Genomic DNA, 17,134 nt, shown 5'->3' with positions numbered 1-17,134 from the left:
TAAATCAAGCGACGATCGCGTGGCGCGCCGCGTGTCGTCAGTGCGATGCCGCGCGTTGCTGCATGAATTGCTCGATCTGCGGGAGGGTGACGTAGCCTTTTTTCTGCGTGTCGATCTCGTCGAAATGCTGCGCGACGCGGGGCATGCCGGAGGCGGCCTGCTCGTGGGTGAGCTTGCCGTCGTGCGTGGTGTTGGCGCTCGTGAAGCGCATCTGCAACTGCTGCATCGCGTGCTCGACGCGCGGCGAGGCGCCCATCGGCTGCGTCGCGGTCTGCGCGAATGCGCCGTTCGACAACGCGATCGCACTGCATGCCGCGAGCAAGGCCAGCATCTTTTTCATTTGGATTCTCCAATCGATTCGTTTTGACAGACGCATTCTAGGGACGGCCCCACGGTCGATGCAATTTGCAAATCATGTCGCCGAATGTCGTGGTTTTTGGTCAGGCGATTAAGCACCTACATCATCGGCCGCCACAAAGTTCGCGACATCCGATGACACAAGTTTTCGCTACGGTTTTCATGGCGCCTTGGCTATCGTTTGCACCGTCGGCGCCACGAGCGTCTCAACGGTTCGCTTCAGGCGAGCCATCGGCGGGAAGCCTTCTTACGCGAAGGAAACACGCCGCATTCGATGCATGAGGATTCCAAGTGGACTTTCGTATGATCAGTGTCTCCGCCGCCGCAGCCCTCGGCCTCATCTGTTCGGAAGGCGCCTCCGCTTCCACCGTCGTGCGCGTCACCTACATGGCGCCCGCCATCGTCTATGCGCCGCCGCCGCGGCCCGTCTACTACTACGTGCCCGCGCCGCCGACTTACGTCGTGCCCGTCGTTGCCCAGCCGGTCGTGCCTGTTCCTCCGCCGCCGCCGCGTGTCACTGTCGTGGTGCCGGTGCAGCGTAGCTATGCGGTCGCGCCCGTGCCCGTCGTGACGTATTCGCAGCCGGTGATGGTCGTGCCGGTCGCCGGGATGCACTGACATCGACATCGACTAGTGGTGCTCCCTGATCGCGAGAAACACCGACTTCAGTCGCTCGGCCTTCGCGCCGAGCACGCCGGGCACTTCGTCGAGCCTCACGGGTTCCGGTCCCGCGTCGCCGGGCAGAGGCGGATTGTTGATCGCGAAGAGCAGCGTCTCGCCGTCTGGACTCACGCCTAACGCCTGCACGGTCATCGTCTGAAGCGAGACCTTGCTCACGCCCGCGACGCGCTTTACCCCGTCGATCACGATGCCGACCGGCGTGATGTCGCGCGGACGAAACGAGCGCTTCGTGAGGCGCACGTCGGTCAACGCGATCTGGACGACCATCGAATCCGGCTGCGGTGTATCGACCACGTTGGCGTTCTGCAGCACGTTCTCGCGCAGGATGTCGGTGAAGGCGGCGGTGAGCGCGGCCATCTGCGTGGGTTCGATGCCCTTGTACGGCGAATCGGGCGCGAGGAAGATTTCGATCGGCGCGAGATACACGCTGTGCAGCGCGGCGCGGCGGGCATCGTAATCGGGCGCGATGTAGCCGGTGCTGCCGGGAATTTGCGCGACTGGCCCGAGCGGTGTATCCGGCGGGATCAGTCCGTCGGCGCGTGCTGCGCTGCATGCAAAGATGAGCGCTGTAGCGATGAAAAGCAGAAACGTCGGCGATTTCGCGTGTCGGTTCATGGTGACTCCGGGGTGAGTGAGCCTCGATGGCCTTTCGTTATTGAGTGCGCCGCTTGCTGAAGTGTTCTAGACCATGAGCCTTACAACTTCCTCCCCGACACCTTTTTATTCAGACGTGATGCGCTCCACGGCCGCTTGGTCCGGCTCCTATACTGAATCAGCGAACCGCTGCGCGCGAGCACGCGCGACGGTTTGCCGTCGAGCCGGGCGCACGGCAACGGGTTGGCCGGGTGGCCGGTTCCGCAACGATTTCCCACGGAGGTCAGGACCATGCTATTCATTGCCAAATGGACCGCGTTGCCCACAGCCGAGCAGGCGGCGAGCGAGCGCTTTCGCAGGACGGGTGGCGCGCCGCCCGACGGCATCAAGGTGATCGGACGCTGGCATGCGGTCGGCGGCGTGGAAGGGCTCGCGATCTGCGAATGCGCGACGATCGAACCGCTGGCGGCGTGGGTGCTCGAATGGGCCGACCTGATGAGTTTCGACGTCAAGCCCGGTTTGACGGACGAACAGCTCGGCGTCTTGCTGACCGCTGCGGCCGAGAAGAAATAGATCGAACGTCAGGTGGCGGCGGGCGCTCTTTTTGCGGGAGGGGAGGGTCCCCAATCTCAGGGCATCGAGGCGTTAGGGTTTGTGGGGCTTGTCGCGCCCCGGCGATTGCTTCAAGATTACGGGCGTACTAGTTAGTTAAAAATACCGGCAGGATGGCCCTCACCCGACGGAGCCCGAGCCGCAAAGGAGCGAAGAGCATGAGTCAACCCTGCATTATCTCCGTCGCCATCACCGGTTCGGTTCCGAAGAAGAAAGACAATCCGGCGGTGCCCATCACGATTCCCGAGCAGGTCGAAAGCACGCACGAAGCGTACGAGGCGGGCGCGACGCTGGTTCACCTGCACGTGCGCGACGAAGATGAAAAGTCGAGTTCCGACCGTCATCGCTTCGCCGAGCTTCAGGAAGGTATCCGCAAGCATTGTCCCGACATCATCATCCAGTTCTCGACCGGCGGTCGCGGACGCTCGTTCGAACAGCGCGGAGCAATGCTCGACCTTGCGCCCGACATGGCGTCGCTGGCAACGGGCTCCGTCAACTTCCCGACGACCGTTTACGAAAATCCGCCCGATTTCGTGCGCACGCTCGCGAAGATGATGCTCGATCACAACGTGAAGCCCGAGATCGAAATTTTCGACCTGGCGATGCTCTACAGCACGGTCGATCTGGTGAATCAGGGCCTGTTGAAATCGCCGGTGCACGTGCAGTTCGTGATGGGCGTGAAGAACGCGTTGCCGGCGCGGCGCGAAATCCTGGAATTCGAAGTCGAGCAGTTGAAGAAGAATCTGCCCGACGCGACCTGGACGGCGGCGGGCATCGGCCGTCATCAGCTCGAAGTGAACCACTGGACGCTCGAAATGGGCGGCCACTGCCGCACCGGCCTCGAGGACAACGTGCGCTGGGACAAGGACACGCTCGCGAAAAGCAACGCCCAACTGGTGTCGCGCGTGGCGTCGCTGTGCGCCGAGTACGGGCGTCCGGTGGCAACCGCGAAACAGGCGCGCCAACTGCTCTCGATGTAAGGTCAAAGTGCCGGGCCTAATCGCCCGGCGCACACACCCGGATAAACCCGCTCCGGTAGAACAACCCGAAAAATCTGCCTTACAATCGGGCTTTACGCTGACAAACCGTGAAGCCCGCAATGAACGAGCGCAAAACATCGGGTCTGGCCGACCGGATCTACAGCGACATCCTCAACAGCATCATCGAAGGCGAGTTCAAGGAAGGCGATCGCCTTCTGACCGAGCACGCGCTCGCCGAACGCTTTTCCACCTCCCGCCCGACCGTGCGCGAAGCGCTCGCGCGGTTGCGCGCGGACGGCATCATCGTGACGCGGCGCGGGTCGGGCACGACCGTCGGCCGCCGTCCGGACCCCGACGTGCGCCGTTTCGCGCCGCTCGAAACGCTGTCCGACATCCGCCGTTGCTATGAATTCCGCGTCGTTACCGAGGCGGGCGCGGCCGCGCTCGCCGCTCGCCACGCCGACGACAGCGACATTGCCGCGATCCAGGCCGCGTGGGAAGAACTGGAGCGCGTGGTCGAGACGCAGGGCATCGGCGCGAAGGACGATTTCGCGTTTCATATCGCGATTGCGCGGGCGTCGAAGAACCAGTTCTTCATCACGGTGATGACGTTCATCGAGGAGCAGGTGGTCTTCAGCATGAACCTTTCGCGCAATCTCTCGCTCGTGAAGACGCTCGAACGCCAGCGGCTCGTGCAGGCCGAGCATCTCGAAGTGCTCGAAGCGATCCGCGCGCACGATCCAGAACGCGCCGGGCGAGCGATGAAGGCGCATCTCGAAAACGCGCTCGACCGGATGTTCGGGTCTTAGTAAACCGCGCTCAAAGCCCTGCACACAGGGAAAACCACGGCATCAAGTTGTTTGACAACATTGAAAGCCGAATGATACTTTCGCGTCACCCAGACACGCCGCGCGCGAGGTGCCATGAACGTCTCTCCGATCGTCGAAGCCGAGTTCGCTCACAGCGTGATGGCGGTGCCGCCGCTCGCGCGCCGCGGCGATTCTTCGCTCGACGCCGACGAGAACCGCAGACTGATCACGCATATCGAAGCGGGCGGCGTGCGCACCTTGCTCTATGGCGGCAACGCCAATCTGTATCACGTCGCGGTCAGTGAGTATCGCGCGCTGCTCGATCTGCTGGCCGAGAGCGCCGGCCCGCAAACGCGCGTGATTCCCGCGATCGGCCCCGATTTCGGCAAGATGCTCGACCAGGCGCGCATCCTCGCGAAGACGTCGTACCGAACCGCGATGATCCTGCCGCTCGCCGGCTTCACGACGCCTGAAGGCGTCGCGACGGGCCTTTCGCGGCTGACCGACGCGGCCGGTATTCCGCTCACGCTCTATCTGAAAAGCGAAGACTACGTGGATGTCGATACGCTCGCGCGCCTCGTCGACGACGGCACGCTGCTCGCCGTGAAGTACGCGATCCCGCGCGCGAATCCCGCCGACGATCCTTATCTGCGCCGCCTGCTGCAAAGCGTGAAGCCGTCGCGGGTGGTGTCGGGCATGGGCGAGCGGCCCGCGCTCGTGCATGTGCGCGACTTCGGCCTCGCCGCCTGGACGACCGGCTCCGGCTGCATCGCGCCGCGCGCGGTGATGGCGCTGCTGCGCGCCGCGAAGGCGGATCGAACGGAGGAAGCGCAGCGCCTCTACGACGCGTTCCTGCCGCTCGAATCACTGCGCGACGAGATATCGCTGATCCGCGTGCTGCACGACGCCGTGACGCTTTCAGGAATCGCGGACATGGGACCGATCCAGCCGCTCCTTAGCGCGACGCCGCCTGAACATCTGGCGCGGATTAAGAAAGCAGTCGAAGAACTGCTCGCCTTCGAAACAAGCTGCGAAAGGTGTTAAACAAATCGGTCGAAACACGCTCCGGGTATATCCCGAGCAATGGCCGAAAGCGCTATCCCGCAAGCGCTTCCACCGCTCGGCGTGTTCGTCTGACGGCCCGGTTGACAAGGTATATTTGCTTGACATCAGCTTGCGCGGTTGGCTATTTTCCAGCTTTCAGAAGTAACAGAATGCCGGCGTAAAAATCGACCGGCCGCCATCCAAACGAAAGAAGTGAGGAGACAAAATGACGTTGCGTTCAGGGTTGTCAGTCAGGTTGGCGGCGATGTGCGTCGCGGTGAGTGCGGTCTTCGCCACGGCCGCGCAGGCGGCGGACCCGGTATCGATCAACATTGTCGACGTCGCGGGGAACCTGCAGTTGACGCAAAAGGGCTTCGAGGCCTTCAAGGCGAAGAACCCGAATCTCGTGTCCAGCATCACGTTTACCAACGCGCCCGCGCCGCAGTTGCCCGGCAAGATCAAGGCGATGCAGGCGGCGGGCCGCTCGGACATCGATCTCGTCGTCACCGGCACCGATGCGCTCGCCGCCGGCATCCAGCAGGGCCTCTGGGAAAAGCTGCTGCCCGAGCAATCGGCCGCGTTCCCCGGCGTACTCAACAGATACGCGCCCGGTCCGCGCAAGATGCAGGACATCGCGCAGGGCTACGGGCTCGAAGTGACGTACATGCCCGCCGGGCCGCTGCTCGAATACAACCCGGCAAAGGTCACGGAAGTGCCGAAGACGCCCGAGCAACTGCTCGCGTGGTGCAAGGCGCATCCGAACAAGCTGATCTATGCGCGCCCGGCGAATTCCGGGCCGGGGCGCACGTTCCTGATGGGCCTGCCATACGTCCTCGGCGACAAGGACCCGCTAGACCCGATCAACGGCTGGGACAAGACCTGGGCCTTCCTCAAGCAGTTGAACGACTGCATTCCCTACTACCCGGGCGGCACGTCGGCAGTGATGAAGGAACTCGGCGAAGGCACGCGTGACATGACCGTCACGGTGACGGGCTGGGACATCAACCCGCGCGCGCTCGGCATCGTCCCGGCGGAGTTCAAGGTGCAGGCGTTCGACAACATGACCTGGGTGAACGACGCCCACTATATGGTGATCCCGAAGGGCGTGCCGAAGGAAAAGCTGGACGTGCTCTACAAGCTGATGAACTTCATGCTGGAGCCGGCGCAGCAGGCGCTGACCTACGACGACGGCTATTTCTATCCGGGTCCGGCGGTCAAGGACGTGCCGCTTTCGATGGCGCCGGCGAAGAGCCAGGAAACGATCCAGAAGTATGGCCGGCCGGAGTACGCGAAGCTGCTGTCGGATCGTCCGCACGTCGTGCCGCTGAACGCCGCGGCGATGGTGTCCGCGTTCCAGAAGTGGGATCGCGAGATCGGCGCGCAGAAGACGAAGTAAGCGGATTTCGTGGATTGAAACGCGGCGGCTTTCGCTTGGCTTATCGCAGGTAGCGAAGCCGCCGCGTCATCGGGAATAACGTCATGAAGCACAATTTCGAACAGTTGCGGCTGGATTCGGTGTCGCGCAGCTTCACCAACGCCGAGGGCCAGCAGCTCGCGGCGTTGCGCGGGCTCAACCTGAACATCCGGCGTGGCGAGTTCATCGCGCTGCTCGGGCCGTCGGGCTGCGGGAAGTCGACGGCGCTCAACTGCATCGCCGGATTGCAGCCGCTGACGGGCGGCGGCATCTGGCTCGACGAACAGCGCATCGATGTGTTGCCGCCGGAGAAGCGCGGCTTCGGCATGGTCTTTCAGAACTACGCGCTGTTTCCGCACATGTCAGTGCTGGAGAACGTCGGCTTCGGGCTCAAGATGCAACGCGTGCCGAAAGCCGATGCATTGCGCCGCGCGAAGGCCGCGCTGCAACTCGTGCAACTGATCGGACACGACGCCAAGCTGCCCGGCCAGCTTTCGGGCGGACAGCAGCAGCGCGTCGCGATCGCGCGCGCGATTGTCATCGAACCGCCGCTCGTGCTGATGGACGAACCGCTCTCGAATCTCGATACCAAGCTGCGCATCGAAATGCGCGCGGAAATCCGCCGCATCCACGGGCAATTGGAACGCGCGACGATCTACGTGACGCACGACCAGGACGAGGCGCTTTCGATGGCCGATCGCATCGTCGTGATGAAGGAGGGCGTCGTGCAGCAGGTCGCGCCGCCAAAGGAGGTGTACGGACGGCCGAAGAACCTGCACGTCGCCCGCTTCATGGGTTTTCGCAATGTCACGAGCTTCACGCTCGAAGGGCAGCAGGGCGAGGGCGTCGCGGTGACGTCGAACGGCGTGCGCCTCATCGGCACGCCGATGGAAGGCTTCAACAGCAAGAACGTGAGTGTCGCGCTGCGTCCGGAAGACATGGAACGCGCCGCGCCCGGCACGGAAAACGCGTTCGATGCGAAAGCGGAAACCGTCGAATACGGCGGCCGCGACTCGCTGATCCGCGTGAACACAGCATTCGGCAAGCTGTGGGCGCGGCTTGCGGGCGAAGTCGCCGAGGGCGAGCGTCTTAGCCTGCGCGTCGCGCCTTCGCGCACGCTCGTCTACGACGGGGAAGCGCAATGAGCACGCCCGCGCTGCCTGTTCGGCGGGATCCGAAGGGCTGGCTCGTCTCGCCGGCGCTCATTTTCATCGTCGCGCTTTTCATCTATCCGTTCGCCTACGGTCTCGTGCTGTCGTTCACGCCGATGAACGGCGGCGGCGCGCTCGCCAACTACATCACGTTCTTCACCGACACGTCGATGTGGCCGACAATCATCGTCACGCTCAAGCTCGCCGTGCCCGCGACGGTGATCAACGTCGGCGTGTCGGTGCCGGTGGCGTTCGCGCTCAGGCGCACGTCGCCGTATCAGAAGTTCGTCACGACGCTGCTCGTGATCCCGGTGACGCTCGGCACCGTGCTGATCGCCGACGGCATGCTCACGTACTTCGGCCCGAACGGTTGGTTTCCCCAGGCGCTGCAGGGCCTGCATCTCTATTCCGACGAAGTGCGCCTCACGCATAACTATTGGGGCGTGCTGATCTCGCTGATCGTGTCGGGCTTTCCGTTCGCGTTCCTGCTCACGCTGTCCTACGTGACCGGCATCGACCCGACGCTCGCGCGCGCCGCCGCGACGCTCGGCGCGAGCCCGTGGCAGCAGTTCCGGCAGATCTATTTCCCGCTGCTGTTGCCGGGCCTCACGATGACCGCGTGTCTCTCGTTCGTGCAGGCGTTTTCGGTGTTTCCGTCGGCGGTGCTGCTCGGCGCGCCGGCCGGTCCGACGCGCGTCATTTCGATCGCCGCCGCCGAGGCCGCGTTCGAAAGCTACGACTATTCGCTCGCCTCGACCATCGCGATCCTGATGGGCTTCGTGCAACTGATCGTGGTCGGCGGGATGCTCTACGCGCGGCGCTTCTTCTATACCGGTCCGGTGACGGGAGGCAAAGGCTGATGGCTTCCGACAACCACACGGCGCAGGCTTTTCCTGCCGCACTGAACGGCAAGAACATGAAACAGCGCGCGAGTTTGCCCGACCGGCTCTGGAAGGCGCTCGTCTGGTTCACGATGGGTTTTTTCCTGCTCAACGTGCTGCTGTTGATCGCGACGGTCGCGGTGAATTCGGTCGCGACGCGCTGGTTCGGCACCCTGCTGCCGCAAGGCTTCACACTGCACTGGTACGGGCAGGCGTGGAGCGACTTCCAGTTGACGAGCGTTCTGTGGGTGACGATTCAGGTCGTCGGCGCGGTGGTGATCCTGTCGATCGTGCTCGGCGTGCCGGCCGCCTACGCGCTCGCTCGCGTGCAGTTTCCCGGCAAGCGCGTGGCGATGCTCGTCTTCCTGCTGCCGCTGATGGTGCCGCCCGTGACCTACGGCATTCCGATGGCGACCGTCATGTACAAGGTACATCTCGCGGGCACGCTGACGGGCGTGATCCTCGCGAACCTCGTGCCGGCGCTGCCGTTCGTGATCCTCGTGATGACGCCGTTCATCGAGCAGATCGATCCGAACCTGGAATCGGCGGCGCGCATCTTCGGGGCGAACACGACGCGCTATTTCCGCTATGTGCTTCTCCCGCTGCTCGTGCCGGGCATGCTGGCGGCCGGGCTGCTCGTTCTGGTGCGCACGATCGGCATGTTCGAACTGACGTTTTTCACCGCCGGGCCGACGACGCAGACGCTCGTCGTCGCGCTGTACTACGCGGTGTTTTCGACGGGCGTGCGAGCGCCGCAATCCATCGACGCGATGGCGATGATCTACATGGCGATCACGCTCGTCTGGGTGCTGATCGCGCTGCAATTCGTCAGCCCGACGCAGCTCGTGTCGCGGGTAAAAGAGCAGAAGCAATGAGGTGTGAATGCAACGACAGGTAGTCAGCTTGAACGCGTCGGCGCGCCTGACGCTCGCGCGCGGACCGCATTCGATGGAACTCGCACCGGCGGCGGGCGGCAGAATCACGCGCTTCTCGACGACCCTGGACGGCGGCACGGCCCACGACTGGCTCGTGCCGATCACCGCCAAAAATTGGCCCGCCGATGCGTGGCCGAAGGGCGGCTGCTATCCGCTCGTGCCGTTTTCGAACCGCGTGCGCGATGCGCGCTTCACGTCGCCGGACGGCACGCGCATCGAGCTGTCGACATTTCTGGGCGCGGCGCATGCGCTGCATGGCTTCGGACAGTACGAGGCGTGGACGGTGGAGTCGCAAAGCGCGGATGAAGTCGTGCTGCGTTACACGCACCAGGCGGGGCGGGAAGGCTGGCCGTGGGCGTTCGAAGTCACGCAAACCTTCGCACTGACCGATGACGGTGCGCGGCTGACCATGCGGATCAGGAATGTATCGGAGCGGGAGATGCCGGTGGGCTTCGGCTTCCACCCCTATTTCACCGCCGATGCCGCCGATCTCGACGCCCGCGTGGACTGGCGCCATGAGACTGAGATCGCGATCGAGCCATCGCCGGATGCGCCTCGCCGCCATCACGAGCGTGAGGCGGCGGGTTATACGCGCTATCTCGGCGGCTGGGATCGCCATGCCCGACTGCGCTTTGCGAACGGAGCATTGCTTACGTTGAGCGCGAGTGACGAGCTATCGCACGTCGTCACGCATTGCCCGCCTGGCGCCGCGTATCTGTGCGTCGAGCCGGTCTCGCACGTGAGCGACGGCTTCAACCTGCAATCGAAAGGCTTGGCCGGCACGGGCGTATCGATCATCGCGCCAGGTAGTGAAACACAGGCGTGGCTCGAGCTGGGAACCGGCGTCCGCCGGGACGCACGCGACGGCGGCGCCTTCTAGCCGCTTCGATTGCTCTAGCCGAACCGCTCGCACGCGATGCCTTCGCCGGCATCGCGCCCCGCGCGACGAGGCAAGTGTCCTTGTTCATCATGCACCTCCAGGAGTAGCCGGCGCGGCGAAAAACGCCTCCACCAGATCGACGATGCGCCACGTCGAACACGGGCGGCGGCAGTGCGCGTCGAAGCCGACGTCCTTGAGCGTTTGGATCGGATCGGCGGGCCAGACATTGCTCATGGCGACGAGCAGCCGCCCGGTGAGGTCCGCGTCCATGCGCAGCGTGCGGATGAAGATATAGCCTGACTCGCTGTCGAGGCTCGTATCGAGGATGAGAGCCTGTGGCTTCCACGTCTCGACGAGCCTGCGCACCGATTTCAGATCCTGCGAATGGATCACCTGAAGCCCCTTCAGCCGAAGCATCACTGCAAGCGATTCCGCGATCGATTTATCCTTGTGCGCCACGAGCACGCGGCGCGACGGGTCCTGCGTCCTTGCCCGCTTGATGCTCCATAACGCAAACTGTTTCTCCTGATCGACAGGTGATCGGCTGGCCATGTGCTTCTCCGCTATGCAATGCAGTGGATCGGATGAGCCATTTTCGACCGGCCGTGCTTAACGCAATACCCGCACCGCGCAGGGTGGCGCCGAATCATTGGGAGGGTAAGTGAATCCATCGATCCCCGCGAAAGGAGGGTGGCGGGGCGTCTGCGGGCGCGTACTATCGGTGTATGTTCTCGGGGACTGCAATGGAAAACGGATACTTCAAAACAGTATTGCTGGTAGAGGACGAAGGGCTCACGCGCAGCGCGATGAAGACGCTGATTCTCGCGAACGAGCCGTTGCTCGAAATCGACGAAGCGGACGGTTTCGAGCAGGCGAAGGCCAAGCTATCCGCGGGCTCGTACGATCTGATGTTCCTCGACTATCACTTGCGAGGGAATTCGACCGGCATGGACCTGCTCAACTGGATTCGCGAGGAAGAGCGCGAGGTGCAGACCATCATGCTCTCGGCGCAGGACGACCGCGACACCGTGCTCGATTGCATCAAGAACGGCGCGTGCGGATTCATCTCCAAGGGAAGCGAACAAGGCGCAGGCGTTTTTCGTGAAGCGCTACGTACGATCCTGAGCGGGCGCGTGTATCTGCCCAACACGGTGCTCGGTAAAGGCGGTCACAGCCCGAAGCCGGTCGCGACGCATTCCAGCCCGACGGTCGAATCGCTCGAACTGCCGCCGCGCCTGACCGAGACCCTGCGCTATCTGTTGCAGGGCCTCTCGAATAAGGCGATCGCGCGGAAGATGAACATCAGCGAGAACACGGCGAAGGAATATTCGAGCGACCTGCTCGCGCGTTTCCATGTGACGCGCCGGACGTTCCTGATCGTCGAGATGGCGCGGCGCGGGATCGAGATGCCGGTGAGCCATCCGTCCACGTCGTGACGTCGTGACGCTCTGGGCGATCAGGCGGCGACTTCGTCCGGACACTTGCCCGATACCAGCGACAGAATCTCCTGACGCAAGTCCGCCGGGCTGACCGGCTTGGAGAGCACGTCGTGCGTGCAGGCGAGCGGAACGATCGTCGCCTGCGGCTCGCCCGTCACGACGAGCGTCGGGCAAGGGCGCCCGAGCTTCTGCGTGCCGAGCATCGCGACTTCGCGCGCCGTCTTGAAGTCGCGCAGGCGGAAGTCGGTGATGATGAGGTCGGGGAAGCGCTCCAGCGAATCGAGGATCTCCTCGTACTCCTCGAACGTCGCCGCCGAATCGAACAGCACGCCCCATTGCGACAGCAGCGCCTCGGTCGACGCGCGTACCAGGCCATCGTCCTCCACCAGCAGCACATAAAGGCCGTCGAGTTGCAGGGCCTCGTCCGCGTCGGTTTTGGCGGGCAGGCGCGGCGACGGCTTCTCCGGACTCGCGCCGCACAGCGGCATCTCCACCGAAAAGCGCGAGCCGAGTCCTTCGGCCGACTTCAGTTCGAGCCGGTGTTCTTCGAGCATCGAAATCACCGCATTGACGATCGACAGCCCAAGGCCGAGCCCCTTGTCGCGGTCCTGCTCGGGGTTGTCGACCTGGAAGAACGGCTGGAAGATCGCTTCCCAGTGCGCGGTCGAGATGCCGATGCCGTTATCGACCACGTCGATGCGCGCGCGCGTCGCGGAACGCACGACACCGACGATCACCGTCGGCTTCGCGGTCTGTCCGGTGTTGGCGTACTTGATCGCGTTGGAAACGAGGTTGGCGACCGCACGCCCGAGCCAGTGCGCGTCGCTGCGCACGCAAACGAGGCTCTCTTTCGGCAGGCGCAGACGCAGATCGACGCCGCGGCTCTTCGCGAAAGGACCGAGCTGCTCGGCGGCTTCCTCGATGATGAGCCGCAGATCAAACACGTGATAGCGCGGCACGACGCGGCCCGATTCCAGCCGCGAAAGGTCGAGCACCGCGTTCAAAAGACGCGCGAGGATCACCGACGAGCGCCCGCATTCGTCGATCAGCCGTCCCGCTTCCCTGAATTCGCCTCGCCGGATCGCCTCCGACGACGCCTGCAGGAACAGGTTGAGCGCGTGCATCGGCTGGCGCAGGTCGTGGGTCGCTGCCGCGAGAAAATTCGATTTATCCTTGCTCGCGGCCTCAGCGGCGCGCATCTGCTGCTCCTTGAGCGCGAGCAGCGCGTTCGTCTTGATCTCCTGGTCCTTCTTCGAAATCTCGAGTTCGGTGTTCTTGCGCCCCAGCTCGACGTTCGCCGTCGACAAGTCGCGATTGAGCGACGCGAGTTCGCGTTCCGCCGCGTACCGTTCGCGCGAGACGCGTTCCGCGTGCACGCAGACGCCATGACCGACCACCGCCATGTTGATCAGATAAAACATGCCCGCGCCGAAATCGGCCGGGTGCAGGACGTTGAATGCCACCTGCAGAAAGATCACGGCGCCGAGCGTCAATATCGCGACGGTCAATGCCGATTTGGAGCGCAAATAGAAGAATGAAAACTGGAAAAAAAGCGCGAGATAAAGGCCGGGAAAATGCTGCGAATAATTGAATGGCGCCGGAGTGACGGCCACCATCCAGAGCATTAGAAAAATAAGTCCATAAATACCCGTGAAAATCACCCGCGATGACATCACATGCGAGCGGAACGACGGCCGCAACACCAATACGCCGACGCACATCAGCAGCAAAATGCCGAGGAGCCGGAGCACGAGCAGGTCTGTGAACGCGACCTGGAGTATCGGCGTGCGGCGCGCGACGGTCAGGTCCCAGGTGAGGAAGGACGTCCACAACACCAGCGCCAGCAAGGCGGAAGCGCGCCGGAACGCGCAGAAGCGCTGGCTGTGGTCTTCGAGAAACTGCGCTTCGAGGGCCGGGTCCGCGAATGGCCTGGGTATCGACAGGTTCTTGATCAGACTCGCGCCCGCTTCACGCGCGGCAGCGGAATACGACCAAGACCTTTGAACGCCGCCAATCCGGTTCGGGACATGCATTTCACGCTCGCTTATACAGGGAGGAGGTTAACTACTGTAGGCGACATCTCACACGCGACAAGCGCGTTTTTCGGACGAAATTTAGAACGCTGGGAATGGCCGGTATTGGCGTCGAGGGAAAAATGGAGGGTGAAGCGCCGCGCTCAATGGAGAGAATAACCGCTATAAGAGAGCCCGCCCCCGGCCCATGGACGAGGGCTTGGGCCGTTCAACTCTTTGGCTTGGCCTTGGTGGTGCGCTTGGCGACCTGCATTTCCTTGGCGCCTGTTGCTTTGACAGCCGATTGCTTCGTGCCGGTCGCGCTTTTCTTGCGACTCGACATTTCGTTTTCGGCCGGATTGCTCGGCGGGGCTTTCCTTGGGGATGGCATGTTGACCTCCTTCACGTGTCGAATTGACACATTTTAAAAATAGGCGCCACATGCCCGGGAATCAAGCGCGTCAAGCCTTTCGTGATGCATCGGCGCGACACGTCGGGCCATTTTGTTCAGAGAGCGAAGCATTTCGAACGCAACGGCATCAAGACGGCTCAGCCGATCAGCTTTAGTCCAACCGGCAGCGATTCGCCGAACACGCGTCCCTCGTCGGCGCGATCGAGCTTGACGGCCGCACTCACCATGTCGATCCAGGTCCGCGATGCGTTCGCCGCCGTGAGCCGCCGCACGACTTCGGCGCGAGTGTCGGCGGGGAGGTCGCGCGAGCGGTCGCCCGTCATGCGCGCGATCTGGACCGCGGCGAACGCAGCCGGCTCGACCTTCTTCCAGTCGAGCGCGAGGATCGCCGTGAGCCATTCGACCGCGACTTCAGGCGGCACGACGCCGTGCGCGCTGCCGTAAAACGGCTGGCGCGCGCCGATGCGACCGACGGCCCACCAGCCCTGCGGGTTCTCCGAAGGCTTCTTGAGCCGCGTCAGCAGCCATTGCCCGACCTCGGTCTTGCGCTCGACAGGCACGCGTTCGAGCGATGCCGCGAGCCGCACCATGTCGTCGTAGCCGACCTTCATCGTCCCCGACGGGCGGTTGTAGCGCGACGTGCCGGGCGGCTGGAGATGGAACGCCATGTCGTCGAGCAGGAAGACTTGCGCTTCTTCGGGGAGGCCGCCCGCCGCGCGCCGCCAGAGCGTCCACCACTCGGACCAGATCTGGCTCTCGTTGACGTACTGGATACCCTGCGCGTAGAACGGCCACAGTTGCTCGACGCGCCAGTCGTCGAGCGCGTAGCCGAAGCCCGGCCGCACGCAATAGCCCGCGAAATTGAGCCACAGCCGCTCGTGGTCCGCCGAGCGCCGGCGCCGCCGTGCGCGGTCGATGAAGGTGCCGAACAGTTCGCGCAAGAGCACGATGTCCCAGCTTTCGCGCGGGCCGAGCAACTGTTCGAGCTGCGCGCGCAGCCGCTTGACCTCCTTCGGCCCGACGTCGTGCGACTTGGCGCCGAACGTGCGCTCGACCTGCTCGATCGCCTTCGGCAGCGCGGGATGCGACTTCGAGGCGTCGATATCGCTTTGCGCCTGCTCGCGCCGCAGCTGGAATTCCAAGCGCCAGCGACGTTTCGGATCGTCGGCGGCGATGCAGTGGACGTCGAGCGTGCCGACTTCGGTGAGCGTCGTCGTCAGGTGGACGGCGGTTTCGCTCGCGCCGCCCGCGCCCTTCGGGTCGACGACGGTCGCGATCGGCGGCAGGCGCACGAAGTCGCCCGCCGATGCCGAGAGATCGGCGATATCGCCTGCGCGGTACGCGGTATCCGCCACCGACGATACCAAATGGAAGCGCACCGGCGCTCCGAGCTTCAGCGCGAAAGTGCGATCCTTCAGCTCCATTGGCTGGCCTTCCTCCGTGCCGCGCGGCAGAAGGCAGACGCCGCGCCCGGTCTGGGTCTCGCCGTCCTCGTCGAGCACGAGGAACAGGCTGCGCGGCGATCCGCCGCCGATCCGCGGCGCATGTCCCGCGCGCGCGAGCGCATACGCTACCGCGCCGCGCGCCACCGCCACGTCCGGATTCGCGTTGTGAAGCAGGTTGAGCGGCTCGCCGCGCCAGGCGCCGAGCGTATCGGCGAGGCGCTCGGTGAGCGGCGCCGCGCGAAAGACGCCACCGTTCAGCAGCAACGTATCCGGCACGGGCAAGCGCGCGCCGTCGGAGTCGGGCGTCGCGAGCGCTTGCCGCGACTGCGCCGCGTGCTGTGCGAGAAACGCGGCGATGTGGCGGGTGATCGCGGGATCGCTCGCATACGGCAGCCCGAACTCGACGATCCCGCCGCGCGCGCGCCCCGGCCGCTCCTCCGACGACACCGCGGGAAAGAACCCGTCGACGATGATCCTTTCGATCTCCTCGCGCGACACCTGCGCCGAGCGCGACCCGCCGACGAGCTTCGAGCCCGCGCCGAGCAGCGTGATCGACGTGGACTCGGGCGCGTCGTCGCCGAGCAGGTGCTCCTTCGCGGCGCGGCTGCGCTCGACGAGCTGCGAAAGCTGCCCGGCCGAGAGCCGCGTCGTGGTGGAACTGCCCGGCGCGATCCGCCCCTCGGCGAGATGCGCGAGCGCGAGATCCATGTTGTCGCCGCCGAGCATCAGGTGATTGCCGACGCCGATGCGCGTCAGTTGCGGCTCGCCGTCCTGCATCTCTACCTTGATCAGCGTGAGGTCGGTCGTGCCGCCGCCGACGTCGCAGATCAGCACGAGCCGCGTCGCGTTAAGCGCCGTGTCGAGGCTCTCGCGATGGTGGAAAAGCCAGTCGTAGAAGGCGGCTTGCGGCTCCTCCAGCAGCCGCAGCGCCGGCAGCTTCGCGAGCCGCGCGGCTTCGAGCGTCAAGGCGCGCGCGCCTTCGTCGAAGGAAGCGGGGACGGTCAGCACGACGTCCTGCGCTTCGAGCGGCGCGTCCGGAAAACGATGGTTCCACGCGGCGCGCAGGTGCGCGAGATAGCTCGCGCACGCCGCCACGGGTGAAATTTTGGTGACGTCGTCGGCCGCGCCCCACGGCAGGATCGGCGCGGTGCGATCCACCGATCCGTGCGACAGCCAGCTCTTCGCGCTCGCGACGAGGCGCCCAGGCACCTGCGCGCCGAGCGTGCGCGCGAGCCGGCCGATCACGACCGGCTGCGCGTCCTTGTGACCGGCGGCTTGCCATGGCAGGTGCAAGTCGCCGGGATCGAGCTCGCCCGCCGCCGCGTGATAGCGCAGCGACGGCAGAAGTGGCCGCGCGGCGACCTCGCCGAGCCCGACCAGTTGATCGACATCGAAGACGCGGATGTCCTCCGACCCCGTCTCCCCGTACGCGACGACCGTATTGCTCGTGCCCAGGTCGATGCCGACGGTGTAGCGCTTCATCTGGCG

The 17,134-nt window shown here is 64.4% G+C and carries 17 protein-coding genes; 11 read left to right on the top strand and 6 right to left on the bottom strand.

What is annotated here, in order from left to right:
• Positions 1 to 37: 37 nt before the first annotated feature.
• Positions 38 to 340: an EF-hand domain-containing protein gene (locus tag AWB67_RS04180; RefSeq protein ID WP_087654965.1), complete on the bottom strand. Its 303-nt coding sequence runs from the start codon at positions 338 to 340 to the stop codon at positions 38 to 40.
• A 320-nt stretch (positions 341 to 660) separates the two neighbouring features.
• On the opposite strand from AWB67_RS04180, the gene AWB67_RS04175 reads away from it, so the two are divergent.
• Positions 661 to 975, top strand: a complete 315-nt coding sequence (locus tag AWB67_RS04175) for a hypothetical protein (protein ID WP_087654964.1) — start codon at positions 661 to 663, stop codon at positions 973 to 975.
• Between the two features lie 12 nt (positions 976 to 987).
• Here AWB67_RS04175 and AWB67_RS04170 read toward each other — a convergent pair whose 3' ends face one another.
• Positions 988 to 1,653, bottom strand: a complete 666-nt coding sequence (locus tag AWB67_RS04170; RefSeq protein WP_087654963.1) for a DUF3313 family protein — start codon at positions 1,651 to 1,653, stop codon at positions 988 to 990.
• 270 nt (positions 1,654 to 1,923) lie between these two features.
• On the opposite strand from AWB67_RS04170, the gene AWB67_RS04165 reads away from it, so the two are divergent.
• From AWB67_RS04165 to AWB67_RS04125, 9 genes are all read left to right on the top strand, one after another.
• The gene (locus AWB67_RS04165; protein ID WP_087654962.1) at positions 1,924 to 2,205 is read left to right on the top strand and encodes a DUF3303 domain-containing protein; all 282 of its coding nucleotides are present in this window, start codon (positions 1,924 to 1,926) and stop codon (positions 2,203 to 2,205) included.
• 197 nt (positions 2,206 to 2,402) lie between these two features.
• The gene (locus AWB67_RS04160; RefSeq protein WP_087654961.1) at positions 2,403 to 3,224 is read left to right on the top strand and encodes a 3-oxoadipate:acetyl-CoA acetyltransferase; all 822 of its coding nucleotides are present in this window, start codon (positions 2,403 to 2,405) and stop codon (positions 3,222 to 3,224) included.
• Positions 3,225 to 3,343: 119 nt separating this feature from the next.
• Positions 3,344 to 4,033, top strand: a complete 690-nt coding sequence (locus AWB67_RS04155; protein ID WP_087654960.1) for a FadR/GntR family transcriptional regulator — start codon at positions 3,344 to 3,346, stop codon at positions 4,031 to 4,033.
• A 114-nt stretch (positions 4,034 to 4,147) separates the two neighbouring features.
• Positions 4,148 to 5,077, top strand: coding sequence for a dihydrodipicolinate synthase family protein (locus AWB67_RS04150; RefSeq protein ID WP_087654959.1), 930 nt, complete (start codon positions 4,148 to 4,150; stop codon positions 5,075 to 5,077).
• A gap of 265 nt (positions 5,078 to 5,342) precedes the next feature.
• Positions 5,343 to 6,473 carry an ABC transporter substrate-binding protein gene (locus AWB67_RS04145; RefSeq protein WP_374729800.1) on the top strand — a complete coding sequence of 377 codons (1,131 nt, stop codon included), beginning with the start codon at positions 5,343 to 5,345 and terminating at the stop codon, positions 6,471 to 6,473.
• A gap of 83 nt (positions 6,474 to 6,556) precedes the next feature.
• Positions 6,557 to 7,636, top strand: coding sequence for an ABC transporter ATP-binding protein (locus AWB67_RS04140; RefSeq protein WP_087654957.1), 1,080 nt, complete (start codon positions 6,557 to 6,559; stop codon positions 7,634 to 7,636).
• Positions 7,633 to 8,502 carry an ABC transporter permease gene (locus tag AWB67_RS04135; protein WP_087654956.1) on the top strand — a complete coding sequence of 290 codons (870 nt, stop codon included), beginning with the start codon at positions 7,633 to 7,635 and terminating at the stop codon, positions 8,500 to 8,502. The genes AWB67_RS04140 and AWB67_RS04135 overlap by 4 nt, the downstream gene beginning before the upstream one ends.
• On the top strand, positions 8,502 to 9,398 hold the full coding sequence (locus tag AWB67_RS04130) for an ABC transporter permease (protein WP_087654955.1): 897 nt from the start codon (positions 8,502 to 8,504) through the stop codon (positions 9,396 to 9,398). The genes AWB67_RS04135 and AWB67_RS04130 overlap by 1 nt, the downstream gene beginning before the upstream one ends.
• Positions 9,399 to 9,405: 7 nt before the next feature.
• Entirely contained in the window at positions 9,406 to 10,338 is a 933-nt protein-coding gene (locus AWB67_RS04125; RefSeq protein WP_235025028.1) for an aldose epimerase family protein, read from the top strand.
• Positions 10,339 to 10,425: 87 nt separating this feature from the next.
• Here the strand turns inward: AWB67_RS04125 and AWB67_RS04120 are convergent, their stop codons facing one another.
• Entirely contained in the window at positions 10,426 to 10,890 is a 465-nt protein-coding gene (locus AWB67_RS04120; RefSeq protein ID WP_087654954.1) for a response regulator, read from the bottom strand.
• A gap of 191 nt (positions 10,891 to 11,081) precedes the next feature.
• On the opposite strand from AWB67_RS04120, the gene AWB67_RS04115 reads away from it, so the two are divergent.
• Positions 11,082 to 11,774, top strand: coding sequence for a response regulator (locus AWB67_RS04115; RefSeq protein WP_087654953.1), 693 nt, complete (start codon positions 11,082 to 11,084; stop codon positions 11,772 to 11,774).
• A gap of 20 nt (positions 11,775 to 11,794) precedes the next feature.
• On the opposite strand, the gene AWB67_RS04110 is transcribed toward AWB67_RS04115, so the two are convergent.
• The 3 genes from AWB67_RS04110 to AWB67_RS04100 all read right to left on the bottom strand — a co-directional run bounded on the left by AWB67_RS04110 (position 11,795) and on the right by AWB67_RS04100 (position 17,128).
• Positions 11,795 to 13,810 carry an ATP-binding response regulator gene (locus tag AWB67_RS04110; RefSeq protein ID WP_087654952.1) on the bottom strand — a complete coding sequence of 672 codons (2,016 nt, stop codon included), beginning with the start codon at positions 13,808 to 13,810 and terminating at the stop codon, positions 11,795 to 11,797.
• 208 nt (positions 13,811 to 14,018) lie between these two features.
• Positions 14,019 to 14,195, bottom strand: coding sequence for a hypothetical protein (locus tag AWB67_RS40720; RefSeq protein ID WP_159964779.1), 177 nt, complete (start codon positions 14,193 to 14,195; stop codon positions 14,019 to 14,021).
• A gap of 143 nt (positions 14,196 to 14,338) precedes the next feature.
• Positions 14,339 to 17,128: an Hsp70 family protein gene (locus tag AWB67_RS04100; protein ID WP_087654950.1), complete on the bottom strand. Its 2,790-nt coding sequence runs from the start codon at positions 17,126 to 17,128 to the stop codon at positions 14,339 to 14,341.
• Positions 17,129 to 17,134: the final 6 nt, after the last annotated feature.

Source organism: Caballeronia terrestris, assembly GCF_001544515.1.
GTDB classification, from domain to species: Bacteria; Pseudomonadota; Gammaproteobacteria; order Burkholderiales; family Burkholderiaceae; genus Caballeronia; species Caballeronia terrestris.
This window is presented reverse-complemented; position numbering and strand designations above follow the sequence as displayed.